This is a genomic window from Pseudomonas borbori, assembly GCF_900115555.1.
In the GTDB taxonomy this organism is placed as follows: Bacteria; Pseudomonadota; Gammaproteobacteria; order Pseudomonadales; family Pseudomonadaceae; genus Aquipseudomonas; species Aquipseudomonas borbori.
In genome coordinates this window covers 1-22,885 of sequence record NZ_FOWX01000038.1, presented here as the reverse complement: position 1 = coordinate 22,885, position 22,885 = coordinate 1, and the positions used below count along the sequence as shown (strand labels likewise).

26 protein-coding genes and 3 pseudogenes are annotated in these 22,885 nt (G+C 62.6%); 3 read left to right on the top strand and 26 right to left on the bottom strand.

Going from position 1 to position 22,885, the window contains the following annotated elements; all coding sequences use genetic code 11:
* Position 1: 1 nt before the first annotated feature.
* Genes BM315_RS20955 through hemA form a run of 3 tightly spaced genes read right to left on the bottom strand, consistent with a single transcriptional unit; the run spans position 2 to position 2,806 of the window.
* Entirely contained in the window at positions 2 to 1,072 is a 1,071-nt protein-coding gene (locus BM315_RS20955) for a Gfo/Idh/MocA family oxidoreductase (protein ID WP_090505181.1), read from the bottom strand.
* Positions 1,069 to 1,572 (bottom strand): GNAT family N-acetyltransferase, encoded by a 504-nt coding sequence (locus BM315_RS20950; RefSeq protein WP_090505178.1) that lies wholly within the window; start codon positions 1,570 to 1,572, stop codon positions 1,069 to 1,071. Before BM315_RS20950 ends, BM315_RS20955 begins: the two co-directional genes overlap by 4 nt.
* Before the next feature lies 1 nt (position 1,573).
* Positions 1,574 to 2,806, bottom strand: coding sequence for a 5-aminolevulinate synthase (gene hemA, locus BM315_RS20945; protein WP_090505175.1), 1,233 nt, complete (start codon positions 2,804 to 2,806; stop codon positions 1,574 to 1,576).
* 156 nt (positions 2,807 to 2,962) lie between these two features.
* Between hemA and BM315_RS20940 the strand changes: the two genes are divergently transcribed.
* Entirely contained in the window at positions 2,963 to 3,817 is an 855-nt protein-coding gene (locus BM315_RS20940; RefSeq protein ID WP_090505172.1) for a helix-turn-helix transcriptional regulator, read from the top strand.
* Positions 3,818 to 3,834: 17 nt separating this feature from the next.
* On the opposite strand, the gene BM315_RS20935 is transcribed toward BM315_RS20940, so the two are convergent.
* The 11 genes from BM315_RS20935 to BM315_RS20885 form a co-directional block, all read right to left on the bottom strand.
* Entirely contained in the window at positions 3,835 to 5,784 is a 1,950-nt protein-coding gene (locus BM315_RS20935; protein ID WP_090505169.1) for a relaxase/mobilization nuclease and DUF3363 domain-containing protein, read from the bottom strand.
* A gap of 351 nt (positions 5,785 to 6,135) precedes the next feature.
* Positions 6,136 to 6,663, bottom strand: coding sequence for a S26 family signal peptidase (locus BM315_RS20930; protein WP_090505166.1), 528 nt, complete (start codon positions 6,661 to 6,663; stop codon positions 6,136 to 6,138).
* Positions 6,660 to 6,902, bottom strand: coding sequence for a hypothetical protein (locus BM315_RS20925; protein ID WP_090505161.1), 243 nt, complete (start codon positions 6,900 to 6,902; stop codon positions 6,660 to 6,662). The genes BM315_RS20930 and BM315_RS20925 overlap by 4 nt, the downstream gene beginning before the upstream one ends.
* On the bottom strand, positions 6,899 to 7,537 hold the full coding sequence (gene parA / locus BM315_RS20920; RefSeq protein ID WP_090505156.1) for a ParA family partition ATPase: 639 nt from the start codon (positions 7,535 to 7,537) through the stop codon (positions 6,899 to 6,901). The genes BM315_RS20925 and parA overlap by 4 nt, the downstream gene beginning before the upstream one ends.
* Before the next feature lie 244 nt (positions 7,538 to 7,781).
* Positions 7,782 to 8,609 (bottom strand): replication initiator protein A, encoded by an 828-nt coding sequence (locus BM315_RS20915; protein ID WP_090505153.1) that lies wholly within the window; start codon positions 8,607 to 8,609, stop codon positions 7,782 to 7,784.
* A gap of 11 nt (positions 8,610 to 8,620) precedes the next feature.
* The gene (locus tag BM315_RS20910; protein WP_090505150.1) at positions 8,621 to 8,992 is read right to left on the bottom strand and encodes a helix-turn-helix transcriptional regulator; all 372 of its coding nucleotides are present in this window, start codon (positions 8,990 to 8,992) and stop codon (positions 8,621 to 8,623) included.
* Positions 8,993 to 9,503: 511 nt separating this feature from the next.
* Positions 9,504 to 10,016 carry an antirestriction protein ArdA gene (locus tag BM315_RS20905; RefSeq protein ID WP_090505147.1) on the bottom strand — a complete coding sequence of 171 codons (513 nt, stop codon included), beginning with the start codon at positions 10,014 to 10,016 and terminating at the stop codon, positions 9,504 to 9,506.
* Between the two features lie 236 nt (positions 10,017 to 10,252).
* Positions 10,253 to 11,518 carry a type II toxin-antitoxin system HipA family toxin gene (locus BM315_RS20900; RefSeq protein WP_090505143.1) on the bottom strand — a complete coding sequence of 422 codons (1,266 nt, stop codon included), beginning with the start codon at positions 11,516 to 11,518 and terminating at the stop codon, positions 10,253 to 10,255.
* The gene (locus BM315_RS20895) at positions 11,511 to 12,005 is read right to left on the bottom strand and encodes a helix-turn-helix domain-containing protein (protein ID WP_090505139.1); all 495 of its coding nucleotides are present in this window, start codon (positions 12,003 to 12,005) and stop codon (positions 11,511 to 11,513) included. Before BM315_RS20895 ends, BM315_RS20900 begins: the two co-directional genes overlap by 8 nt.
* A gap of 175 nt (positions 12,006 to 12,180) precedes the next feature.
* On the bottom strand, positions 12,181 to 12,441 hold the full coding sequence (locus tag BM315_RS20890; RefSeq protein WP_090505136.1) for a LasR-specific antiactivator QslA: 261 nt from the start codon (positions 12,439 to 12,441) through the stop codon (positions 12,181 to 12,183).
* The gene (locus tag BM315_RS20885; protein WP_090505133.1) at positions 12,438 to 12,707 is read right to left on the bottom strand and encodes a hypothetical protein; all 270 of its coding nucleotides are present in this window, start codon (positions 12,705 to 12,707) and stop codon (positions 12,438 to 12,440) included. The genes BM315_RS20890 and BM315_RS20885 overlap by 4 nt, the downstream gene beginning before the upstream one ends.
* Positions 12,708 to 13,277: 570 nt before the next feature.
* On the opposite strand from BM315_RS20885, the gene BM315_RS25120 reads away from it, so the two are divergent.
* On the top strand, positions 13,278 to 13,427 hold the full coding sequence (locus BM315_RS25120; protein WP_244527346.1) for a DUF4113 domain-containing protein: 150 nt from the start codon (positions 13,278 to 13,280) through the stop codon (positions 13,425 to 13,427).
* A 230-nt stretch (positions 13,428 to 13,657) separates the two neighbouring features.
* Here BM315_RS25120 and radC read toward each other — a convergent pair whose 3' ends face one another.
* From radC to BM315_RS20865, 5 genes and pseudogenes are all read right to left on the bottom strand, one after another.
* Positions 13,658 to 14,164, bottom strand: a complete 507-nt coding sequence (radC, locus tag BM315_RS20875) for a RadC family protein (RefSeq protein ID WP_090505130.1) — start codon at positions 14,162 to 14,164, stop codon at positions 13,658 to 13,660.
* 299 nt (positions 14,165 to 14,463) lie between these two features.
* Entirely contained in the window at positions 14,464 to 15,693 is a 1,230-nt protein-coding gene (locus BM315_RS20870; protein ID WP_090505232.1) for a DUF3422 domain-containing protein, read from the bottom strand.
* Positions 15,694 to 15,983: 290 nt separating this feature from the next.
* Entirely contained in the window at positions 15,984 to 16,124 is a 141-nt protein-coding gene (locus tag BM315_RS24725) for a hypothetical protein (RefSeq protein ID WP_170862274.1), read from the bottom strand.
* A 121-nt stretch (positions 16,125 to 16,245) separates the two neighbouring features.
* Positions 16,246 to 16,489, bottom strand: a pseudogene (locus tag BM315_RS25575) (transposase); the annotation flags it as partial.
* 48 nt (positions 16,490 to 16,537) lie between these two features.
* Positions 16,538 to 16,735, bottom strand: a pseudogene (locus BM315_RS20865) (transposase); the annotation flags it as partial.
* A 40-nt stretch (positions 16,736 to 16,775) separates the two neighbouring features.
* Between BM315_RS20865 and BM315_RS20860 the strand changes: the two are divergent.
* Positions 16,776 to 17,455, top strand: a pseudogene (locus BM315_RS20860) (IS5 family transposase); the annotation flags it as partial.
* Positions 17,456 to 17,818: 363 nt separating this feature from the next.
* On the opposite strand, the gene BM315_RS25650 reads toward BM315_RS20860, so the two are convergent.
* From BM315_RS25650 to BM315_RS20825, 7 genes are all read right to left on the bottom strand, one after another.
* The gene (locus BM315_RS25650; protein WP_090505229.1) at positions 17,819 to 18,016 is read right to left on the bottom strand and encodes a DUF7740 domain-containing protein; all 198 of its coding nucleotides are present in this window, start codon (positions 18,014 to 18,016) and stop codon (positions 17,819 to 17,821) included.
* A gap of 38 nt (positions 18,017 to 18,054) precedes the next feature.
* Positions 18,055 to 18,693 carry a TetR/AcrR family transcriptional regulator gene (locus tag BM315_RS20850; protein ID WP_170862272.1) on the bottom strand — a complete coding sequence of 213 codons (639 nt, stop codon included), beginning with the start codon at positions 18,691 to 18,693 and terminating at the stop codon, positions 18,055 to 18,057.
* A gap of 93 nt (positions 18,694 to 18,786) precedes the next feature.
* Positions 18,787 to 19,968, bottom strand: a complete 1,182-nt coding sequence (locus tag BM315_RS20845) for an acetyl-CoA C-acetyltransferase (protein WP_090505225.1) — start codon at positions 19,966 to 19,968, stop codon at positions 18,787 to 18,789.
* Between the two features lie 125 nt (positions 19,969 to 20,093).
* A complete protein-coding gene (locus BM315_RS20840) occupies positions 20,094 to 20,723 on the bottom strand; it encodes a CoA transferase subunit B (protein WP_090505121.1) in 630 nt (209 codons plus the stop codon).
* Between the two features lie 2 nt (positions 20,724 to 20,725).
* Positions 20,726 to 21,424, bottom strand: coding sequence for a CoA transferase subunit A (locus tag BM315_RS20835; RefSeq protein WP_090505118.1), 699 nt, complete (start codon positions 21,422 to 21,424; stop codon positions 20,726 to 20,728).
* 13 nt (positions 21,425 to 21,437) lie between these two features.
* Positions 21,438 to 22,370 carry a hydroxymethylglutaryl-CoA lyase gene (locus BM315_RS20830; RefSeq protein ID WP_090505115.1) on the bottom strand — a complete coding sequence of 311 codons (933 nt, stop codon included), beginning with the start codon at positions 22,368 to 22,370 and terminating at the stop codon, positions 21,438 to 21,440.
* The coding region (locus BM315_RS20825; RefSeq protein ID WP_141123989.1) for an acyl-CoA carboxylase biotin carboxyl carrier protein subunit at positions 22,367 to 22,885 on the bottom strand (519 nt) is incomplete at its 5' end. The genes BM315_RS20825 and BM315_RS20830, both read right to left, overlap by 4 nt.

Below are 22,885 nucleotides of genomic sequence, written 5' to 3'. Positions count from 1 at the left end.
GTTACCCGAGGCTTTCCAGGTCGCTGTCCTCGGCCAACAGCACACGCGTCTCGCCATGGAGGTAGCGTGCCGGTGGTGGGGTTTGGGCGTGGGTGTCGAGGTCATTGAGCAGGCGCTGCAGCGCCACGGCGGTGTCGAGACCGGCGAATGGCTGGCGTGGCGGCTCCTTGAGCGCCACGGCGCGCACCACTTGCAGGCACAGCCGCGAGAGCTTGTGCAGGGTGTCCAGGCCTGGCTCGTCAGGGGCGGTGGCGAACGCGTGCTGCACGTCCTCAGCGCCGTTCGCGTCGCGCGTCCAGATCCGCAGTTGGTCGTGATCCCAGAGCGGCGTGTCGAACACCAGGCGCGCATTGATCAGCCGGGCGTCGCGGTCGACGAAGCTGAAGTCCACAGTGCGCTGACGGACGATGTTGACGAAGCTGGCGTAGCCAGTGACACGCGCCTCGCCCAGGCTGGCAGTGAGCTGCACGGTGTCGAGCACTTCGTTGCCGGAGATCGAGAAGTCCGAGCGCACGCCGAGTACGCCATGCAACCTGAGCTGGCCGGCGCGCGGGCAGATCCAGCCGAGCAGGTCCAGGGCATGGATCACCTCGCTGGTCACGCCGCAGGTGGGGCGGTAGTCGTTGATACGATCCTTGCCCCAGTGGAAGCTGGCGCGCACCAGTTGCCAGTCGTGCCGCTCGACCCACTCGCGTAGCTGCCGGCTGGCGTCCGAGTAGCGCTCCACCAGATCCAGGGCAAAGCCACTGACGTGTTCCAGTGCGCCGAACAACTCGGCCAAGTCGTCGCGGGGCGTGACCAGGGGCTTCTCGCAAATCACGAAGCCCCGGTAGCCGGCCAACTGCTGCAGCACGGGCGCATGGCTGTGGTCGTTGACGCTGACCACGACGATGTCCGGAGCGAACGCCTGCAGCGCCCGGCCGACGTTGTCGAAGTAGGGCAACTCGGTCGGTTTCTGCCGGCGCCCGACGTAGGCCAGCGCCAACGGTAGGCCGGTGCTCGCGGCGATATGTTCGAAGGCGCGGCGGTAGCGGTTGCCGGCGTAGCCCAGGCCGATGATCAGGATCTTCATGCGAAGGTCTCCTGACGGATCAGCAGGCGCTCGTCGCTGACCGCGAAGCCCAGAGCCTGGTACAGCGTGCCGGCGGCCTCAGTGCTTTGCAGCACCACGGAGCCGACGCCACGATTGGCAAACCAGCGCAGCAGGTGCTGCATCAACTGCCGGGCGATGCCACGGTTGCGCCACTGCGGCGCCACCACCACCGACTGCACCCAGCCGGACAGGCCGTTGAGGCAGCCAGGCGCCGGCGCGCGCTGGTCGATGATGGCGGTCGCGCAGCCCAGCACCTGGCCGGACTCCCTGTGCTCGGCGGCGAAGATCTGCACGCAGTCGCTTTCGTTCAGGCGACTGCTCAGCCAGGTGCGGTAGGCCGCACGCCAGCGCGCCGAATGCTCCGGCGTCTTGCTCGAGTAGCTGGCTGCGGTACCGTCCAGCAGGTGCGCGCGCAGTTCCACCAGGCTGGCCAGGTCGGCTACGGTCGCCGGGCGCACGGTAAGGAAGGTGTGATCCATCTCAGGCCACCTCCGTGCCGAAGGCCTGGGAGGCCAGAGGGATGGAGAAGTGCTCGAAGGTCTCACGCAGCGAGGCCGCCAGATGCTCGATTTGCTCGTCGCTGTGGTTCGGGGTGGTGTTGACGCGAAAGCGCTCGGTACCTATCGGTACCGACGGGTAGTTGATTGGCTGCAGGTACACGCCATGGATTTGCAGCAGACGTTCTGCCGCAGCCTTGCAGCGCTGCGCATCACCTACCAGTACCGGCAGTACGTGTGTTTGTGAGCAGGGCATGACTGGCACGTCATAGTGCTTGAGGCGTTCGCGTAGCTTGGCAGTCTTGGTACGCAAGAGATCACGCTCCACGCTGCATGTTTTGAGGTGATTCACGCTGGCCAGACAGCCGGCCGTAATGGCGGGCGGTAGGGAAGTGGTAAAGATGAAACCGGTGGCGAAGGAGCGCACGGCGTCGACGATGACCTGAGTCGATGCGATGTAGCCGCCTATAACGCCGATACCCTTAGCCATCGTGGCCTGGATGATATCCACCTGGTCGGCCAGACCGCGCTCGGCGGCGACACCAGCGCCGCGCGGGCCGTACATGCCGACGGCATGCACTTCATCGAGGTAGGTGAGCGCGTTGTAGCGCTTGGCGACTTCGACGATCCCTGCGATGGGCGCAATGTCCCCATCCATCGAGTAGATGGACTCGAATACGACGAGTTTTGGCTGGCCGAGTGGGTAGCAGGCGAGTATCTGCTCCAAGTGCTCGATATCGTTGTGGCGGAAGACCTTGCGCTCGTTCGGTGTCGAACGGATGCCGTTGACGATGGAGGCATGGTTCAGTTCATCGCTGATCACCACGCAGTCGGGGATGCGTCGCAACAGGCACTGGATGGTGGCGTCGTTGGAACCGAAGCCGGTGGGAAATACTAGCGCCGCTTCCTTGCCATGCCAGTCGGCCAGGCTTTCTTCCAGACGGACATAGACCTCGTGGGAGCCGCCGATATTGCGCGAGCCACCTGATCCTGCGCCGTATGTTTCCAGCGCGTCATGCATCTCCTCGCGCACGCTGGGGTGCTGGGACATGCCGAGGTAGTCGTTGCTGCACCAGACAACCACCGGTCTATGGTTCGTACCTTTCAATTTGGCCAGCGGGTATTGGCCGCAGATGCGACTGAGGGTGGTGAAGGTGCGGTACTGGTTGGAGGACTTCAGCGTCTCCAGTTGTTCGCGAAGAAGTGCCTGGTACATCCGTATATCTCCTGAGCTGTTGATGACACGTCGATGTGTTTTTCCTCATCAAGCAAGCGCCCTGGCACGCTCCTTTACGGCCAGGGAGGAGGTATTCTTGTTTGAATCTATAAGGGTTACAATTTGACCGTTTATGCTATTACTGGAGGTAACCGGATGAGCGCGCCTCGCACACTCGAACGCACCCGGGCAGAGCTGGCCGAATTCCTGCGCAGCCGGCGTGAGCGGATTTCGCCGGAGGAGGTGGGGCTGCCCACCGGCAGCCGGCGGCGGACGCCAGGACTGCGCCGCGAGGAGGTAGCTGCCCTGGCTGGGGTGGGACTGTCCTGGTACACCTGGCTGGAGCAGGGGCGGGACATCAGCGTGTCCTCCACCTTCCTCGACAACCTCTCGCGAACGCTCAAGCTGGATGCCACCGAGCGGCGCCACCTGTTCCTGCTGGCTCATCAGCGCCTGCCGCCAGAACCGGGCCTGACCTGGTGCGTGGTGCCGCCGCTGATCCACCGGTTGATGGGCGACATCCCGTCACGCCCGGCCTACGTGCTCAACCTACGCTGGGACGTGCTGGCCTGGAATGCCGCGGCGGATCGGGTCTTCGGCTTCTCCGCGCTGCCGGCGGATCGGCGCAACCTGCTGTGGATGCTGTTCACCAGCCCGGCCATGCACGAATTGTTCGACCCCTGGGAAGAACAGGCGCTGCAGATCCTCTCGAGCTTTCGTCGCGACTTCGTGCGGGCGACCCAGGACCCGGATATCGCCGCGCTGGTGAAGGACCTGGAGAAGGTTTCCCCCGACTTCAAGGCCTGGTGGCGCCAGCAGGACATCCATGGTCCCTGCCAGGGCATTCGCCATCTGCACATCGAGGCGGTCGGCCAGGTGGTGTTCGAGCACACCACGCTGACCATCGACGAGGATCGCCACCTGCGACTGGTCTACTACGCGGCCAAGGAAGGCCTGCCGCAAAGCCGAGCCTTCGAGCAGTGGTTGCAGCTTGCACCTGAGCTCGCGTGACCACGAGCGCGGGCCGCTCAGCCAATCGTCGGCCCGCGCTGGCGTCCCAGTTGCCAGGAGACGCGATTGTCTTGCACCACAGCCGAGAGGCTCTGCCCGAGCCTGGGCTCGATCACCGGTTTCCACGGCACCAGGCTGAAGCCAACTCCGTCGTCGAGCATTGCGAAACGGCCGCTGGCCAGTTGCACGCTGCGCCGGTAGACCCCGCTGAGCCGTTCGCCATCAACCAGGGGGCGGTGCTGCAGACCGGTCTGCGCCGCGATCGCGCGCGCCGCTGCCGATAGCTCTCGAGCGCGCAGGGTGGCCAGCAGGTTACGTGCGAGCACGACGCGCTGACCCCGGCGCTCGGCCAGGCCCTGTTCCATCAGGAAGTCGGCACGCTGCCTCAGCGCCTCGCGCACTTCCGTGCCGAAGCCCTTGTCGGCCAGCTCTCGGCTGCCGCCAATCAACTGCTGGTCCAGCCAGGTCGCGCCGACAGTGCGAACCTGCCGCTCAACCGGCAGCGGCGTGCGCAACTCGACGGCGACATCGCCCAGGCGGTGGGCGTCATGTTGTCGGCCCCGTTCGGGCAGGTCGTTGGGCACGCGCCAGACCCCATCGGCCAGGCGCTCCACGATACCGGCCCGGCGCAGAGACTCCAGGCGCCGCACATGGCGTTCTACCAGCGCCTCGGGGTTATGCCCGTGGGCGGCCTGCGACCGGGCCAGGGCAAGGTGCTGATCGGTGCGGTAAAGGCCATCCGCCGCCAGCGAAGCAATCGAGCGATCCACTGCGCGCGGTTCTCTCATTGTCCGCGTCTCCACCACTGCACCGATGGGGTAGTCGGCCAGTTCTGTGCGGGCAGGCAGGGCCAGGTAGTGGGCCTTGCCGTCGAGACCATCGACCACCAGATAGCCGCGGTCGTGCAGCTCATCCGCCAGCCCCTTGGCCACCACCCGACCGACCACGGCATAGTGGCCGCCACCCGGCTCGAGTACTGCCAGCTCGCGCTGTGCATCGCCCATGGCGCGTTGCAGGGTGCGCACGATATCGCCGCGCTCGCCCATGGCCCGCAGGGTCGCCTCGGCGTCGTCGCGCATGATCCAGTGCCCAGGCCGATCCTCGCGCGCCAGGCCCAACTGCTGCAGGTGCTGCAGGCGGCCGATCAGTAGCTGCCGATGCGGATGTTTGGCAAGGCTTTCCAGATGCAGCACGCCGGCCTGACGCTCGCGCAGCAGGGTACGATCCAGGCTGGTCCAACGCTCTTGCTGCACCTCCCGCTGCAGGCCGCGCTGGATCTCCAGTTCGGTGCGCGGGCCCAGCCACTCGGTGACCAGTTCCGCAGCGCGATTACGCATGCCCTCGGCGATGTAGTCGCGGGCGATCACCAGATCCTTGCCAGTATCATCCTTGCCCCGCAGCACGATGTGTGTGTGCGGGTTGTCGGTGTTCCAGTGATCGACTGCCACCCAGTCGATGCGGGTGCCCAAGTCGGCCTCCATGCGGCTCATCAGGTGGCGGGTGTAGGTACGCAGGTCGTCGAGTTGCTCGGCATCCTCGGGCGAGACGATGAAGCGGAACTGGTGGCGGTCGTCCCGGCCGCGCTCCTCGAAGGCCTCCGTGTCTGCCTGATCGGTCAGCGGACCGTAGGCTTGGCCGGGCTCGCCCTCGCGACTCACGCCATCGCGCTCGATGTAACGCAGATGGCTGGTGGTCGAGCGCTTGCCCGCCTGGCGTAGGTTCACCAGACGGGTCTTGATGGTGACCCGGCGGGCGTTGGGCTGCAGTAGCTGCGTGCTGAAACGGGCGGCGACATGCCCGCGGCCGAGGCGGGCGCCAGGTTGGCGACCCGCCTTGCGCGGCTTGCCGGTACCGGCCTTGTTGGCCTGGCGCAGCACTTGATTGACGAAGGTCTGGCCGCGCTGCTTTGGTGCCCCCGGCCGGGGGTGGAAGCGTTCTTCTCCATGCTGATCGCGTTCCTTGCTCATGCTGATGATTCCTCCAAGTTGATCGCAGTGAGGCGTGCCAAGCACGCGGTTGGGCCAGTGCTGCCGCAGGCAGGAAGGCAGCTCCGGCACCTGGCGGCCCCGGCGCTGTGCCGCTTCCATCCCCCGTGCAGACTGGTTGCGAGCGCCACGAAGTGCTGCGCCCTTTTATCTTGCCCTCCGCTTTTTTCCCCTGCCTTGGCGCTCCTGGGGTGGGTAATCAGGTGAGGCGGGCCAGGCACAGGCGAGGCCCGGCCGGCGGGTGAGAGCAGAGCTGCCGGCATAGTGGCGGCGCGCGAATGCGCAAGCCGGTCACACGAAGTCGGCGGGCTGGTCGACGTGAAAAGGACCGGCTCATCGACGCGACTCCAACCACAAGGGCTGCGCCCGGCCGATCACCGCGTCGCTGGATACCGGGCCGAAGTAGCGGCTGTCGAACGACTCCGGGTTGGTGGTGCTGAGCAGGAACAGCTCATCGTCAACCAGGTGCCGGCAGGCCCGCCAGGCTGGCAGCGCTCGAGCCTGGCGATCCCGGCGCAACTGCCTGGCCACAAGCCGGCCGTCGATCAGCACCCGATCGCCGCGCACGCACACCTGCTGTGGCGCTACTGCGGCGATCGTCTTCAGCAGCGGCACGCTCCAAGGCAGGTAGCCACGTTGCGCCGCCAGTGCCGTCGCATCTGCTGGCAGACGGACGAGCACCAAGTCGCCGGCCGCCACTGGGCCGGCCGGTGCGATACGGTACCAACCGGCAGGCACGCTGTCGGAGGCGTTGTAGACAAGCCGAGGTGACACTGTTCCGAGCGCTGTCCACGCCAGCGCAAGCAGGCTGACTACGGCCAACGCCAGTGACCACCGAGCACCGCGCGTATCCAGCGTCATGATGCGACCTCCGGGAACTGCCGCTCTAGCACCTCGCGCAGCATCTCCGCCATCGTCACGCCACGGTCGAAGGCCGCCAGCTTGATGCGCGTGCGCAGTGCCGGTGTGACGTCCAGCGTCAGCCGCGCTGTGTAGCGTTCGACCTTGCCGATGTCGACGGCGACGCTCTGGCGTATCCAAGCCTCGGCCTGCGGATCGGCCAACGGCCGCGCACCGATGCCGATGCGCTTGCCGCTCATAACGACCACCTCAACAGCTCGTCTACCAGGCTGCTGACCTCGCGCGCGGCGGCACTGTCCGGTGCCAGTTCGCGTGCCAGGCGGCCGGCCGCCACGCTTTCGGCGAAGACGATGCGCTGGCGTACCTCGGCCTGCAGGGCCGGCAGCGGCTGGTCGGCGAGGGCGCCGCGTGCTTCCCGACCAATCACCGTGGTGCTGACGCGGCGGTTGATGGCAAACGCCGCTCGCAGGTTGGGTTTGAATACCTGCGCCTCGCGGATCAGGTTGACCATCTCCGCGCTGGCCCACAGGTCGTAGGGGCTGGGCTGCACCGGGATCAACACGCGGTCGGCGGCCAGCAACGCCGAGCGGGCGAGGGCGGCGATGCGCGGCGGGCCGTCGATGATCACGTGATCGGCACGCCGAGCCAGCTCCGGCGCTTCCTGGTGCAAGGTCTCGCGTGCCAGGCCGGCGGCGCTGAACAGCCTGGGCAGGCCCTGCTGGCTGCGTCGCTGCGTCCAGTCCAGCGCCGAGCCCTGCGGGTCGGCATCAAGCAGGATGACGGTGTCGCCACGTAGGGCCAGTTCGCCGGCGATATGGGTGGCCAGGGTGGTCTTGCCGACCCCGCCTTTCTGGTTGAGTAGGGCGACGATCATGGGCGGATCTCCCCGGCCAAACAGCCCAGGTCAACACCTGTCCACAAATGGGCGCTGGCCCAATAACAAGTTAGAGCTTTTAAGTTAGTTAAGTTAAGGGGGGCTGGAAGCCGCGCCAGCCGTGGCCTGCAGAGGCGTTCGTGCGCCTGATAGCACGAGGGTGATGCGCCTGATAGCACGTGCCCGGTTGCGCCTGATAGCACGAGCGGATTCACAGCTTGTCCGCAGGATATCCCCGTGCCGTTTACGGCACGGGCTTGAAGGCCAGAAGTTCGGTCGAAGGGGGAAGCCGAACGATGCCCAACCGATACCCCGGCAGCGACTGACGAGCAACCAACGCACGCAGGTCGAGGGCGAAGTCCGAGTAGCGGGCCGTGCTCCCCGACTTGCGGTACAGGTGGCGAAAATCGAACTGCCAGCCGTCCTCCTGCCTGCCGCCGTGCTTGCGCACCAGGCGGTACAGCCAGCGCTCGATGCCGCCGGTGAGGCGGAAGTAGGCCGGATCGATGGTCAGCACCAGGGCCTGATCGAGCACCCCGCTGTAGAACCAGTCCGGCAGGATCAACTCGATGCCCAGCGGCCGGCCATCCGGCGCTGCCAGTTCCTTCCACTCGTTGATCCAGGAGAAACGGTGCAGGCGCCGCCCGGTGGTTTCGCGGATCGAGGTGGCCACGCTGGTTGACTGCAGCCGATCCAGAGCGGCCTTCAGACGCTGGTAGTCGCGTAGCGAGGTGCCGCGGCCGATAAAGCGCAGGATCTCGTACGGCGTCGCCCGCATCAGCCGCGAGGTAGGGATGCCCGCATCGCGCGCCTCGACGATCTGGCTGGCCGCCCAGATCAGGATGTCCGCATCCCAGATCGTGGCGATGCCATGCTCCAGCGTGCCCTCTACGCGCACCGTCACCTCGCCGGAGCGAAAGTCGATGGGCACCGTGCGTCGCGACTTGGCCAGCGAGAAGAACGGATGCGCCATCAGGTCCTGGGCGTCGCGTGGCGCCATATCGCCCGGCAGGGCGCGGAACAGGTCCAATTGCTCGCTTTGTGTCGGCAGGTTGCGCAGGCAGCGACTCATGGACAATGGTTTCACTGATCATCACGCTGTGCTCCCGGGTGGCGGTCGAGGTACTCGGGATCGAAGGTGGTCTCGAAACTGCGCGCACTGGCCCAGGCCTCGAGATCGGCGAGCGCATACATCACCCGCCGACCGAACTTGTGAAAACGCGGCCCGCCGCCGATCACCCGCTGCTTCTCCAGCGTGCGCGGCGAAAGCCGCAGAAAGGCCGCTGCTTCGCTGTTGGTGAGGTAGCGAGGGGCTGGGTTGGCTTGCCGTGTATCCGCTGCGCTATCGCGCGCTGCTGGTCTCATGGCGTGAGCCGTTGGGCCGGCCTTGCGGTGCAGCGGGGAGTCGAGATCGACGCGACGCGGGTGAGGGGCGAGATTGGGTGAGTGCGACATGGTGGGTCCTCCGTTGACGTGGGAGGTGCACCGTGCGGGAGCCGCCGCGCTCGATCATGCCGGGTTGGGTCTGGGCGAATTCGAAGGCAAGAGGGGCGTGGATTGATACCCGGAAGGTCTGGGCGCTGACCGAGTACGCCCACTCACGCGAGCTACTACCGGCAGCAAGCGACTCCGCAACGATCCGAGCGCGCAGCCCTACGGATTTGCGGATATACGGCTTTCTGCAAAACCAGAAAAGCGCATTGGCGGATTTCCGTAAATCCGTAAAAGCGTAAATCCGCTTCCCCACAAATCCGTAGATCCGTAGAAGCGGATCGGCGGATTTGTGCAAAGACGTAAGTCCGTAACGGTCTGAATGGGCAGCCGCCACAGGGCAAGCCGCTTCGGGCTGACCGCCTGGTGCTCGCACCAGGGCATCAGCTTCCAGGGTGGGGCGCGCGGGTGGCCGGCAGGACAGGGGCGCAAAAAAGCAAAGGCACCGGGTCAGTCCCGGTGCCCTGCGCTCAGCCTAGCGGTTCCAGAACACGTGAACCTGCTCGAAGCCAGTCTCCAGGGTGAACAGGTCGCCACTGTATTCCATGTCGCGGGCCATCGCCCGGTAGTCGATGTAATGGGCCAGGTGCTGGGGAATGCTGGTGGTCTCCTCGGTCAGCTCCTGGGCGTAGTCGGCCAACGAAGCATGGCAGCCGCAGTAATCCTCCTCGGCCGCCTTGCGCGCCTGCTCCAGATCGTTGAAATGGGCGAGCAGGGCGCCGCCAAACTCGGGGTATTCCTCGATATAACAGGCGATCTCGTGTGCCGTCTGCAGGCCCTCGTATTCACCGAGGGGGTAGCCATCAAAGCCCTCGAAGTCGTGGATGGCATACTCCTCCGCACCCTCGACTGGTGAGGCCGCCAGCATGGCGTTGACCTGCTCCTGCATGTCGTCCAGATCCAGGGTGGCGTCGATCCAGGCGCCGTGCAGATGGCCGGCGTTGTAGGCGGCCAGGTCGGCAACGTAGATCCTGATGTGTTCGCTCATGGCTTTCGCTCCTTCGTCTTCAGGGTTCTGCGCTTGCGCTGCGCATGAACCCCTGCCGACTAGGGCGACTAAGGCCGTCGTGAAAAAATCAAGAAAAATCGCGGAGGCTCCACCCCGCGCAGCGGCCGGGTGGAAACCGTCTATTTTTCTTGATTTTGAGGGGGCAAGAACCCCTGCCCTTGGAGAAGGGAAAGCGTCACCATTGTCTGGTGACGGCATCCAGCCGTGCCTGGCTCTTACTCGGCGAGGCGAAATGCCGATGCCATTCGGCCTTGCTCTTTGATGCTGATCCCGAGCTTCTTGGCCGCAGGCCGCCAGAGCAGTCGCACCTTAGTGCGAAAGTCTTCGATGATTTCCAGAGCGTCGTGCTGCTTGATCCGGAAGTAGCCAGCCACCGACAGGGCCAGATCCAGGTCGAGCGCGTTGTCGGACTCCGAGACATTGAGCTTCAGCCCATCGGCGTAGGGCACTGGATTCATGTCGTAGGCGGCGGAGAGCTGCCAGCCCTTGCCCGGGACAAGGATGAAACCATGGTTGCGCAAGTGGTCATCCGTGTTGCTGACCAGCATGTTGAAAACGATGCGCTTCCACAGCTCCTGCAGGTCTGCTTCTGGCATGGCGCCGTGGCGCATCAGTACCTCGGCGATCTCCAGGTAGCTGGTGCCAGTTGAGTGGTCATCGCCATCGACGTGCTCTGTCATGGTCATTGCGGAGGCAAAGTGCAGTCTTTCACCCGTGGCTGTGCGGTCGAAGCGTTTGACCATGAAACAGTAATGGTTGCTGGCATACTTCCCCGCGGTGGCCTCTGCCACGCGCAGACCGCAGGCGTTGGCCAGGATATTGACCACCATCTCCCAGGCACCGACATCGTGTTCGTCGTTGTTGCTGGGAAACTTGGCGATCCACAGGGCGTTGTCCGGATCTACCACGCTGGCCTTTGGTCGGGCGCCGCCCAATGAGCCGCCGGGGGCTATCAGCATCCTCAGCCAGTCCCGACCGTCGCTCATGTCCTCGCCCTGCTCGAAGCGCCTGGAGGCCTCCTCAAGCTCGCGCATGCTGGTCATCGGCGGTGCGGCCATGTCGTGATGGTCATCCAGAAACGGGCCATCGACATCGATCTTGAAGCGAATGGCGCCCACACGGAAGCTGTCGTGTACGCCCAGCAGGTAGTCGGATTCGAACAGCTTCGAGCCTTCTGCGCCCACTCCAGCGCGCACATCCCGTTCATGCCGGCGTCGCATCAGCAAGCGCCCCCAGCGGTCAGGCGAGGCGTCGGCGAAGAGGCCGAAGGTCGCGGCGCCCTGTGCCGGGAACTGCCGGCCCGCGAAGGGCTGGAGCCTCGGGTCAAGCAGCGCCTGTTGCGCCAGGCCGGTCAACGCTGTGTCGGTGAATTCGAACTCGAACCGCTCGCTGCCGCGTGTGCGCTGGCAATGCAGGATACCGAGCCTCTGTGGACCAGCAAGACCCGCCCAATCGGCGAAGACCAATATCTGGCTAGCCATCGTGCTCCTCCATCAACTGGGCTGCCAGGTCGGCACCGGTGATGATTTTCTTATCACCCGGTTTTGCCTTGGACGGCGGGCGCGGGGGCTTGGCGTCTGCCGGCTTCATCGAGGTTGGTGCAGTAGGATTCTGGGGCCTTCGTTGAGGTGCGGGGCGGCTCGTAACGGCTGATGGGCTCTTGGCAACCTGGGGCCTTGCGGGCGACAGTGCCGTGTCCTGAAGGTGACGCCCCAGCTCATCGTTCAGCGCGACCTGGGCGAGGTCTTTTTCCAGCCCCAGCACTTGCAGCACGGCCATGTAGGCACCGAGGGTCACGCCTGCACTGCCTTGCTCTAGAGACCTGAGTGTCGGCAAAGACATCCCGGCCCGCTCAGCCATCTGCTTGGCAGTAATCTTGCGCCGCTTGCGCGCGAGCATCAGACGCTCGCCCAGTTCCTTGAGCAGCCGGTCAGATGCGGGCAGTAGTGGGGCGGTTCGTTTTGCCATGGGAAAATATTTTTTCATAAATTTGGCTAAGGTGAAGAGATAATAGCATCTATACCATTCTGTTTCGCGGATGTTGACGGAAAAGTTGAATTATTGATTCACTTTTATAAGAAATGTGAATGAATATTTTCATATAGAAGCCTGCCGGCAGCCAGGGAGGCTTCCGGCAGGCTGATCAGGGCTGCCGCGAACAGATTCGCTGGTGGATGCGGCTCAGGAAGCCAACCTCGAAGGCTCGTCTCTCCATCGCGCAGGGTAGGAGGTCGCGCTCGGCGATCATGATCGCCCAGAGCCAACCGCTACGAGCATTGTCGAGCCAGGTCTGGGCCAGCTTCACGCCTTGGTTGAATGCCTGCCGGCAGTCTGCCGCCCAGATGATCTCCATACCTGGATGACCGTCGTGTGGCAGAAGGCAGGTCATGATGCCTTTGCTCACCTGGCACCTCCTCGCGCTTCAGAAAGCGCACGGCGGTACAGGACCACCATCTCGTCGAGCAGATCCTGAGCCGAGTAGGCCGCGACCCGCAGGCGCAGGTTGTCTGGCCAGAAGCCATCCGGCTCGACCATTTGATCCAGCAGATTACCGAGCATGGTGGCGCGCAGTTCGGCGGCAGCCTCGACGGGGAGGGGAGAGCGTTCGGATTCGTGCAGCGGGCTTGGCCGCCGTGGAAAGGGGACAACACAGGTTTCGAACTCAGCCATGGCGCACCTCCAGGGTGGAAGTGAACGACAAGACCAGAAGACCAAGGCGGAGCTCTTGGGTAAAAAGGGGGTAGCGCATTTTCCTTATGCTCCTCAGACGATTAAGGAGCCGCCTACCGCCGTTGCTACACGGGAATGGTGGCGGACCGTACGGGGGTAGCAAACCGGCGTCCGAGGGAACCGGCCAGGCAAAAGCCTGCCCCGCACGGCCCACCATAGAAGTAAAACAGCTAGGCACATGAAGTGTCCGCCGCAACACTATGGCGCTACCGCGCCCCGAACGATTCAGGTTGCTACACCCGGCCGTGGGATTGACCACGACGGACGCACTCTAGCCTGCGGGTTTCAGGATGGCAACCTACTGTGGCGTAGTTGGATCAGTTGTCGTTGGTTGCCATGGAGTGCTGGGTAGATGAGGGAGTACCCGGCCTGTCGGTTTCGGTTCACAAGCGGCATGCAGCTGCAAATACCGAGCAAGGGCTCGCGCGACTTGGTGCAGGCGGCCCTGGACGGGCTCGTGGGTATCTACCGGCCCGGTTATTGGTACCACGCCCACGCAGCCAGGAGCTGATGGCCACCCAGGATCGAATCAACGCCAGCATGGGGCGCGGTACGGTGCGCCTGGCGCGGGTGTCGGCGCAAGGAGACCGGGCGATGAAGCAGGAACGTCGCTCGTCGTGTTACACCAGTTGCTGGGGGGCATTGTCGCTGGTGCGTTGAGCGGCTGTGTGTGGTTTTACTCAGGCAAGCGCGTTCAACGTTTCGGTCTTTATGGCGGCGGAGTGTAGGGCGTTAAGGGCCGGGGGAGCTACAGGCTTGGGCACTTCTAAAAGTGGTAGTGGTCTTGAAGCAAGTTCTCTTTCGAATCGCTTGGCCGAACGGTAATTGTGAAAATCACCAGAGAACAGTACGCGCGGGCGCAGCAAAAAGGGGGCCGAAGCCCCCGGTGATCAGAGCAACCCACGCTCGGCAAAGGACACTGTGCGCTGGCCTGCCACGATGATGTGATCCAGCGAGCGCACTTCGATGAGCGCCAACGTCTCCTTGAGACGTTGCGTCAGGATTTTGTCCGCCTGGCTTGGCTCAGGGTGTCCGCTTGGATGGTTGTGCGAGAAGATCACCGCAGCCGCATTCAGCCGCAGTGCTTCCTTGACTACTTCGCGCGGGTAGACCGAAGCGCTATCGATGGTGCCGCGAAACATCTCCACGTATTCGATCAGGTGATGCTTGGCATCCAGAAACAGCGCCGCGAAAACCTCGTGTTCGAAGCCTGCCAGCTTGGCGATCAGGTACTCCTTGACCAGTTCCGGCGAAGTGAAGGCAGCACCGCGTTGGGCCTTCAGATCGATGACCTTGCGAGCAGCCGCCAGGATCTGGTCGGCAGTGGCCGGCAGATAGCGACCTTGCTCGTCGCGAATCAGCAGGGAGGAGTCAAAAGCGAGAGAAAGCTGCGACATGATCGTGCTCCGGTTACTCGGGCGGAATTGCCCGGCTCCCGGCCAGCACGGCGCAGCGCAGCAGTCAGGGGGCGATAGCCGGCCCCGCCGCAAGCGCGCAGAGCGCGAGCAGCCCTTGACGGCGAGAACGCCGTGATAGGGTGAGAGGGAACAGCAAGACCGTTACTCCACCAATCTCATGGGTGCCACCAGCAAGCGGAGCGCGCAGGCCCAAAGGGCCGGAGGCGTCAGGGATCAAAGCCAGAAGGCCCGAAGCGTGGGCGCAGGGGGATCATGTGTCACCTCGACGTTAGCCTCCGCTAATCGCGTTGAGCCTTCCTTATGCGGTGGGCGATCGTGCCGATGATCAGCACGACCATGGGTGCCGCGTACAGGCTCGCATCCCTGGGCGAAAGCTCGAGCCCCATGCCGTGTGCGCCCTCATACAGGAGCTTGAGCAGGCCCAGCAGGTAGTAGCTGATGGCGATGATCGATAGCCCCTCGACCGCTTTCAGGATTTTTATCTGAGTCGTGGCTCGGGCATTCAGGCTCTGTAGGATGGCGCAGTTCTGTTCCTCGACCTCAACTTGCACGCGGGTCTGCAGGAGTTCGCCAAGGTTGGCGACGCTTTCGTTGAGGCGCTCCAGCCGTTGCTGGGTTACCGAGCAGTAGCGGACGGTCGGTCTGAGGCGGCGCTCGATGAACACGCCCAATCGCTGCCGGCCTTCGACATGGGCTTCGCGCAGCTCGGTTATGCGCTCGAACACGATCTGGGCATAGGCTTCGGCGGCGCTGAAGCGCAGGCGGGTCTTGGCGGTCTGCCGGACGATCCGGGCGGACAGGTCGGAGATGCTCTTCAGGATTTGCCGGGCGTCGCTGCTGGAGTGGGCGTTCTGGTCGGACAGTTCGGTCAATTCGCGCTCGAAACCCTTCAGGGACGTGACCACGTCCTTGGCGACCGGCAAGGCGAGCGACGCCATCATGCGGTACGTCTCGATTTCCAGCAGGCGCCTGACCATGCGACCGAGCCGATAGGCGTTCAGTGTCTTGTTGATCAGCAGGATGCGGTTCACGCCGTCGGGTGACAATCTGAAGTCGCTCCAGACGACGGCATCCCCGGCCCCGATTTGCGATCCCGATGGGGCCTTGAAACCGTAGCGAACCGTATTGCCCTCCCACTCCTCCTCGGACTCCACCAGGATCTGCGAGCATTCGACCAGGAGGTGTTCATGGCCGCAGATGAGGGCGGCGAGGCTGTGGGGTAATGGCGGCCAGAACTCCGAGTGAGCCGACTTGGGCACGACCATGGTGATGGAGAGGAACTCAGTGTGCCGCTCCCATTTCGTCGAATAGCCGTCCAGCGTGATCAGTCCTTGAGGCGACGTCGGCGGGCTTTCGCCTAGAGCGCGGCTGTCGAGTGCTTCGATAAGCCGGTCCAGGGCGTTGCCTTGCTCGAGTAGCGTCAGGTAATAGACGTGGGCCGGCTCGTTGAAGTAGATCGAGGGGCGGGCGTGCAGTTCGTTGTGCAGTTCAAAGCGCAACGGGTGCAGGGTACGGGCAGCCTGAGGGACAGTCATGGTTACTCCGAGGGTCAGCGTTTCTCTGTAGTGATGGCACCGGCAATCTACGGGTCAGCTGGTCCACCACCTGTTGTGAGGGCGGGGCCAATTCTTCCGCGCTCTTGGATGGTCGGCCTGCAGCCAGTTTCGGATAGATCACCGAGCCCCGGCACTGCGCATAACCGATGGCAAAGAAGCCGCCGATAAGGGCGGCTTCTTTGCTTTCTCGAGCCGGCCGAGAACTTGGTTCTCACTCGGCCCGATAAACACCAGGGGGGCGTTTATTTCGCTGCGGCTCGAATCGCGGTGATGGTGGTGTTCGGCGAAATGATATCCGGATCGATACGGATCTCGATCAGCGCCGGTTTGCCTGATGCCTGCGCACGCTGGAACGCCTCGGCGAACTGCTCCGTAGCGGTCACGTACTCGGCATGGGCGCCATAGGCTGTTGGCGCAGTATGTCGGTATCCGATAAATGAGCTTGTCCATTATCAGCCACGTCTGAGCAGCCGCCGAAACCTGCCACTTCGAGGCAGGCGACCCCAGGCACACGAGGCGCCATTTCCCGCTCATCTTGACCTTTCCCCGCAGCAGGAACTGACGAAATCCCATGACCGATTTGATGATGCCGAACCCTGGCTCACCGTCTGTTTGCGTAGCGCATAGAGACCGCGTCCCCCGGCTGGCACTTGAGCTTGTGTGTCATGCGTTGCTGCGTCGTGGCGTCGGCGTCGGCGTCGGCGTCGGCGTCGAACGGCGCCGGTTCCTCGAGGCGCGCCCGCCAGTCAGCGCCGAGCTTGAGCAGCTTCATTTCGCCCGCCAGTTCCAGCACCTAGAGGAATAGGCCGGCCAACTCGTCGACGAAACGGTGGCAGAAGCTGGCCAGGGCATAGTGATCGGGGGGGCTGCCAGCAGCCAGGTAGCAGGCGGCGGGCAAGTCGTAAGTGGCGCGTTCGATCTTGCGCCTGGAAAAGGTCCCGCTGGCATAGCCGTAAACCAGCAGGGTGAGCAGCACCTCGGGGTGATAGGCGGCGGGTAAGCGCGCCAAGGTCGAGTGGTTCGATGGCTTCGTGCGCATTCCCGACGAAACCACTATCCTCAACTCCCGACGCCTGCTGGAGAAATACGAACTGGCGGCTGGGATTCTGGCCGTGATCAACGGCTATCTGGGGGATCGCGGCTTGTCGCTGCACCAGCGCACCATCGTCGATGCCACGCTGATCCACGCGCCGAGTTCGATCAAGAACCAGGACGGTAAGCGCGACCCGGAGATGCACCAGGCTAAGAAAGGCAATCAGTGATACTGCGGCATGAAGGCGCACATTGGTGTTGTTGCTGAGTTGGGCTTGGTGCACAGCGGGGTGGCGCGGCGGCCAAGGGGGCCGATGTCACCCAGGTCGATCAGTTGCTGCACGGCGAGGAAAACGTGGAGTGTGCCGATACCGGCTACGCCGGAGTGGAGAAACGCCCCGAACATGAGGGCCACCAGGTCATCTGGCGGGGCGCGGCCCGCCGCACCGATCAGAAACTGGGCAAGCGCAGTGCCCTGTACAAAGCCAAGCGCAAGATCGAGAAGGCCACGGCGCAGGTGCGGGCCAAGGTCGAGCATCCGGTCCGGGTGATCAAGCGTCAGTTCGGCTAAATGAAGGTGCGCTTCCGGGGCCGGGCGGAGAACACCGCGCAGTTGGTGATGCCGTTCGCGCTGTCGAACCTGTTGAATGGATCGTGTACATCAAAATATATTGCTCCATGAAGCGGTTGCGTTATGCGTGCACCCGCTCTTATGTTCATGGCATTGGTTGGTGGTTAGGTGAGTGCCTGGATTCGCTTCATTAAATTCCGCGCATCCAGTGAGTATGAGCGAAAAGCAAAAAACGGTACTTATGATTGTTTTCATTGGCGTGCTCACTTTTTTGTTATTGTAGTGATGGCTGATGATTGTCCGTAGGCTTAAGGTATCACCTTTCTTCAGCGGGTCAATGGAGGTACTCCGCCGCTCGTCGTTTTATTGATGTTGAAGTGGGCTGGATAGGCGGTTCCAGTTTTGCCTTAACCCTTAGATCTCATGCATGTCCAGTGTCGGTCAGGTCAGATGATTTGTTCACGGGTTAGTTTGTTATTCTCGCCAAGACCATCTCTTAAGATGGCAATCATGGTCATTGGACGTGGGCTTTTCGGCTGCGGTGAGCATTAGCGTGCGTTTGGGTTTCGGTAACAGTTTTGCACAGCGTTGAGCTGTAGTATTGACTGCCTTCTGTGTGCCATGGATTCGCGCTGCGAGTAGGAGAGCAAGGATGGTGTCTTGATGTGTCATTGTGCAACTGACCTTGTAAAACACCAGTCTTGATATAGCTATGATAATTTGATCTTTGTTGAGTCGGTGCGTAATAAGGCTGTTATGATTTTTTGCAGTGAATATATGGTGTCGTCGAGTGCTGCGCTTCTGTCTGTGCTGATCATAAAAGCGGCTTCGTTGAGCATGGCGAGCAATAATGTTTCCGTCGCTTTAAATTGTATTTGGTTGAATGCATTTTGTTGAATTCCCTGGTTGACTATGTTCGACAGAATATTCGTTTGCATCTGACGTGTCGTAAGGATCACCCTCTGCTGGCTGGGGCTTAGATTTCTGAATTCGAGTTGAGCGATTGAACGACGGTGCGCATGCCCAACGTTGAAGTCGATATGTGCTCGAATGTATGCCAGCAGCTTCTCTAATGGTTTCGCGTTGCTCAATACACTCGTTTCAAGCGCATCGAGTAAATCGCTCTCGTGTTCATCTATCAGTTCGAACAATAAGTCTTGTTTGCATGCGATGTGGTTGTAGAGGGAGCCGGCCTGGATACCCAATGCGCTTGCCAGTTTTCTTAGGCTGACACTCTGATAGCCTTGTTCAGCGAACAGAGTGAGCGCGATGTTACGCACTTGTAAGTGTGGTGCAGCAAGGATTACATCAGGAGTTGCCTTGTTCATTGGCAAATTGCTGGGCGCCATGAAAATCTCCATTACCGAGTTTGTGGGTTCGGGCCAAGCCAGCTGAAGACTGCACGTAGGTCCTTTACAGCTGGCTGGCCGAGCCGTTAAGGCTTACTGCCTGGAAAGTGCCAGCGCTACACCTTGACCGCCGCCAATGCACAGAGTGGCAAGGCCTTTTTTGGCATCACGGCGAATCATTTCGTGTAGCAAACTAACCAGTACCCGACAGCCCGATGCGCCAATGGGATGGCCAAGGGCGATGGCGCCGCCGTTGACATTGACCTTGTCGATATCCCAGCCCAGTTCTTTGCCAACCGACAGGGCCTGGGCGGCGAAGGCTTCGTTGGCTTCGATCAGATCGAGGTCGGCCAGACTCCAGCCGGCTTTCTCCAGGCACTTATTGCTCGCCGGTACCGGACCGATGCCCATGATCTGCGGGTCTACACCGGCACTGGCGTAGCTCTGGATGGTGGCCATCACGGGCAGGCCGAGCGCCTTGGCCTTGGCGGCACTCATCAACAACACTGCGGCGGCGCCGTCATTGATGGTCGAAGAGTTGCCGGCGGTGACGCTGCCGTCTTTCTTGAAGGCGGGCTTGAGCGTGGCCAGCGACTCGGCAGATGTTTGCGCGCGAGGTTGCTCGTCCGTGGCGAACAGCAGGGGCTCGCCCTTGCGCTGTGGGATCGCCACCGGGGTGATCTCATCGCAGAAGCGGCCGGCTTCGATGGCTGCGCAGGCCAGGCGTTGGGAGCGGGCGGCGTAGTTGTCCTGCTCTTCGCGGGTCAGGTTGTAGCAGTCGACCAGGTTTTCCGCGGTTATGCCCATGTGGTAGTCGTTGAAGGCATCGAGCAGGCCGTCCTGCAGCAGCGAGTCGGCCAGTTGCGCGTGGCCCATGCGCAGGCCGGTACGGGCCTTGGCCAGGACATAGGGCGCCAGGCTCATGCTCTCCGTGCCGCCGGCGATAATCACGTCGGCGTCGCCACAGCGGATCGCCTGGGCAGCCATGGTCACGGTTTTCAGGCCCGAACCGCAGAGTTTATTGACGGTCAGGGCGGGCACGCTATGCGGTAGTCCGGCATTGATCGCCGACTGCCGTGCCGGGTTCTGCCCACATCCAGCGGTGAGAACCTGACCGAGGATCACTTCATCGACGCTGGCCGGGTCCAGGCCGGTTTTCTCGAGCAGGGCGCGAATGACGATGCTGCCCAGCTCGACGGCGCTGACATTGGCCAGGGCGCCTTGGAAGGCGCCTATGGCGGTTCGGGTTGCAGCTACGATGACTACGTCTTGCATGATTTGCTCCAGATAAAAGGCGTGGCGCAATTACGCTCATAATGTGTGCGCCACGTTCTGCTAGTAGGCAGAAAAATTGCGCCAGTTGAGTTGGGGATAGCTGCCGCGAGCTAGCTTTATCATTACTAGATAAGTACTCGGCAGCCGGTAGCTGCTTGAAGCTCTTCAAGGGTAATCTCTTCGGCCAACTCGACCAGTCTTAGGCCCTGTTCTGTTACATCCAGAACGGCCAGATCGGTAATGATCCGGTCGACCACGCCCACACCCGTCAGAGGGAGGTCGCAGCGTTCGAGGATCTTGTGTACACCGCCCTTGGCGCAATGCTCCATAAGCACCACCACGCGCTTGACGCCCGCAACCAGGTCCATGGCGCCACCCATGCCCTTGACCATCTTGCCAGGAATCATCCAGTTGGCCAGATCGCCTTGCTCGGACACCTGCATGGCACCAAGGATCGACAGGTTGATATGGCCACCGCGGATCATCGCGAAACTCGCAGCGCTGTCGAAGAAAGCGCTGCCGGGCAGGGTGGTGATCGTCTGCTTACCCGCGTTGATCAGATCCGGGTCGACTTCGTGTGCGCCTGGGAAGGGACCAATACCTAGTAGGCCATTCTCGCTTTGCAGCCAGACGTCCATGCCCGCGGGAATGTAATTCGCCACTAGGGTCGGCAGGCCGATGCCAAGGTTCACATAGAAGCCGTCGCGCAGTTCCTGTGCGGCGCGTCGCGCCATTTGTTCGCGTGTCCAAGCCATGATCAAACGCTCCGCAGGGTTCGTTGTTCGATACGTTTTTCCGGACTGGCGTTGAGCACCAGGCGTTGCACGTAGACGCCTGGCAGGTGGATCTGGTCCGCCGCCAACTCGCCGGTCTCGACGATTTCCTCGACTTCCACCACGCAAATCTTGCCGGCCGTAGCGGCCAGTGGGTTGAAGTTTCGTGCAGTCTTGTTGAACACCAGGTTGCCGGACTTATCCGCCTTCCAGGCTTTGATCAGCGCTATGTCGGCGGTCAACGAGCGTTCCATCACGTACCACTCGCCATCGAACTGGCGGGTCTCCTTACCTTCGGCGACCAGGGTGCCAAAACCGGTTTTGGTGAAGAAGGCGGGGATGCCGGCACCGCCGGCGCGCAGCTTTTCAGCGAGGGTGCCCTGCGGGGTGAACTCCAATTCCAGTTCGCCCGCCAGATACTGGCGCTCGAACTCTTTGTTCTCGCCCACGTAAGAGGAAATCATTTTACGGATCTGCCGGGTTTCCAGCAGCTGGCCGAGGCCAAAACCATCGACGCCGGCGTTGTTGCTAATTACCGTCAGTTCGCGCTTGCCGCTGTCGCGCAGTGCCGCGATTAAAGCTTCGGGAATCCCGCATAGACCGAAGCCGCCAACGGCCAGGGTCATACCGTCCTCCACCAGCCCTTCGAGGGCGTGATGGGCGTTGGGGTAGATCTTGTTCATAATTTGCAGTTCCTCATCGCGTTTTTTGGGCGGTTAGCTCTTTGGTCTGAAGTCTGCTTAGGGCTCGCGCTACGTGCGAGCCGGATTCGCGGCCCAGTACCGTACAGATGCGCTGACCGGCGGCGATCAGTTTGTCCAGGTCGATAGCGGTTTCGATGCCCAGGCCATTGAGTAGGTACAGCACATCCTCGGTAGCGACATTGCCGGTGGCACCCTTGGCATAGGGGCAGCCGCCGAGGCCGGCGACCGAGCTGTCGAACACCTCGATGCCCTCCAGTAGGCTGGCGTAGATATTGGCCAAGGCCTGGCCGTAGGTGTCGTGGAAATGCCCGGCCAGCTTGTTGCGCGGTACCTTGCTGCCGACTACTTCGATCAAGCGCCGGGTTTCTCCGGCGGTGCCGGCACCGATGGTGTCGCCGAGGGAAATCTCGTAGCAGCCCATGTTGTATAGCTCGCGGGCTACATCCGCCACTTGGGCGGGGGCGATGGTGCCCTCGTAAGGGCAGCCGAGCACGCAGGACACGTAGCCACGCACGCGGATGCCGTGCTGCTTGGCGGCTTCCATCAATGGCACGAAGCGCTCAAGGCTTTCGCCAATCGAGCAGTTGATATTTTTCTGCGAGAAGGCCTCGGAGGCGGCGGCGAATACCGCCACTTCTCTGACCCCGGCGGCCAGCGCTCCGTCAAAACCCTTCAGGTTAGGCGCCAGTGCCGCATAGGTGACGCCGGGCAATTGCTGAATCTGGGCGAAGAGTTCAGCGCTGCCGGCCATCTGTGGTACCCACTTGGGCGAGACGAAGCTGCCGACTTCGATATAGGACAGGCCGGCGGCGGACAGATCATCGATCAGGCGCACCTTGTCGGCCACGTTGATCGACTGTTTCTCATTTTGCAGGCCGTCGCGCGGGCCGACTTCGACGATCCTGACCGATGAAGGAAGGCTCATTCGTTGTCCTCCAACTCAACCAGCACGGCGCCTTCGCCGACCATCTCGCCTTCGCTGCAGTACAGCGCCTTGACCGTGCCTGCATGGGGCGCGCGGATGCTGTGCTCCATCTTCATCGCTTCCAGCACCACTAGGGCCGTGCCGGCCTCGACCTGCTGGCCGGCTTCGACCAGTACACGGACGATGCTGCCATTCATCGGCGCGGTCAGGCCACCGTGATGGCTGTGGCTGGCTTCGACGGCGGCGATCGGGTCGAGCTGGCTGACGGCGTGCAGGTCGCCCTGCCATTCCAGGTAGAGGGTATTGCCCTGGCGGATGGCGTGCCGGTGTAGTTGCAGTGCGTCTGGCTGAACCTCGGCATCTCTCGGGCTGCTGCAGAACAACGTGTCGCCCTGCAATCGGGCGCCGCCGCTGGCGCGCACCTTGTGCGTGACGCCATTGCAGCTCAGGTGCAGGTCGATTTCGGCCGGCAGCCCGGCGCGCCAGCCGCTGGTGCTGGCCCAGGGTGAATGACA

Excerpts from the sequence above, each read along its gene's own strand:
- BM315_RS20840 (WP_090505121.1), bottom strand. The coding sequence starts at position 20,723 with ATGGCTTGGACACGCGAACAAATGGCGCGACGCGCCGCACAGGAACTG.
- BM315_RS20830 (WP_090505115.1), bottom strand. The coding sequence starts at position 22,370 with ATGAGCCTTCCTTCATCGGTCAGGATCGTCGAAGTCGGCCCGCGCGAC.
- BM315_RS20940 (WP_090505172.1), top strand. The coding sequence starts at position 2,963 with ATGAGCGCGCCTCGCACACTCGAACGCACCCGGGCAGAGCTGGCCGAA.
- BM315_RS20850 (WP_170862272.1), bottom strand. The coding sequence starts at position 18,693 with ATGGCGCCCAGCAATTTGCCAATGAACAAGGCAACTCCTGATGTAATC.
- BM315_RS20930 (WP_090505166.1), bottom strand. The coding sequence starts at position 6,663 with ATGACGCTGGATACGCGCGGTGCTCGGTGGTCACTGGCGTTGGCCGTA.
- BM315_RS20935 (WP_090505169.1), bottom strand. The coding sequence starts at position 5,784 with ATGAGCAAGGAACGCGATCAGCATGGAGAAGAACGCTTCCACCCCCGG.
- radC (WP_090505130.1), bottom strand. The coding sequence starts at position 14,164 with ATGTCGCAGCTTTCTCTCGCTTTTGACTCCTCCCTGCTGATTCGCGAC.
- BM315_RS20925 (WP_090505161.1), bottom strand. The coding sequence starts at position 6,902 with ATGAGCGGCAAGCGCATCGGCATCGGTGCGCGGCCGTTGGCCGATCCG.
- BM315_RS25650 (WP_090505229.1), bottom strand. The coding sequence starts at position 18,016 with ATGACACATCAAGACACCATCCTTGCTCTCCTACTCGCAGCGCGAATC.
- BM315_RS20900 (WP_090505143.1), bottom strand. The coding sequence starts at position 11,518 with ATGGCTAGCCAGATATTGGTCTTCGCCGATTGGGCGGGTCTTGCTGGT.
- BM315_RS20905 (WP_090505147.1), bottom strand. The coding sequence starts at position 10,016 with ATGAGCGAACACATCAGGATCTACGTTGCCGACCTGGCCGCCTACAAC.
- BM315_RS20895 (WP_090505139.1), bottom strand. The coding sequence starts at position 12,005 with ATGGCAAAACGAACCGCCCCACTACTGCCCGCATCTGACCGGCTGCTC.
- BM315_RS25120 (WP_244527346.1), top strand. The coding sequence starts at position 13,278 with ATGGCCACCCAGGATCGAATCAACGCCAGCATGGGGCGCGGTACGGTG.
- BM315_RS20845 (WP_090505225.1), bottom strand. The coding sequence starts at position 19,968 with ATGCAAGACGTAGTCATCGTAGCTGCAACCCGAACCGCCATAGGCGCC.
- hemA (WP_090505175.1), bottom strand. The coding sequence starts at position 2,806 with ATGTACCAGGCACTTCTTCGCGAACAACTGGAGACGCTGAAGTCCTCC.
- BM315_RS20915 (WP_090505153.1), bottom strand. The coding sequence starts at position 8,609 with ATGAGTCGCTGCCTGCGCAACCTGCCGACACAAAGCGAGCAATTGGAC.
- BM315_RS20910 (WP_090505150.1), bottom strand. The coding sequence starts at position 8,992 with ATGTCGCACTCACCCAATCTCGCCCCTCACCCGCGTCGCGTCGATCTC.
- BM315_RS20885 (WP_090505133.1), bottom strand. The coding sequence starts at position 12,707 with ATGGCTGAGTTCGAAACCTGTGTTGTCCCCTTTCCACGGCGGCCAAGC.
- BM315_RS20835 (WP_090505118.1), bottom strand. The coding sequence starts at position 21,424 with ATGAACAAGATCTACCCCAACGCCCATCACGCCCTCGAAGGGCTGGTG.
- BM315_RS20955 (WP_090505181.1), bottom strand. The coding sequence starts at position 1,072 with ATGAAGATCCTGATCATCGGCCTGGGCTACGCCGGCAACCGCTACCGC.
- BM315_RS20950 (WP_090505178.1), bottom strand. The coding sequence starts at position 1,572 with ATGGATCACACCTTCCTTACCGTGCGCCCGGCGACCGTAGCCGACCTG.
- parA (WP_090505156.1), bottom strand. The coding sequence starts at position 7,537 with ATGATCGTCGCCCTACTCAACCAGAAAGGCGGGGTCGGCAAGACCACC.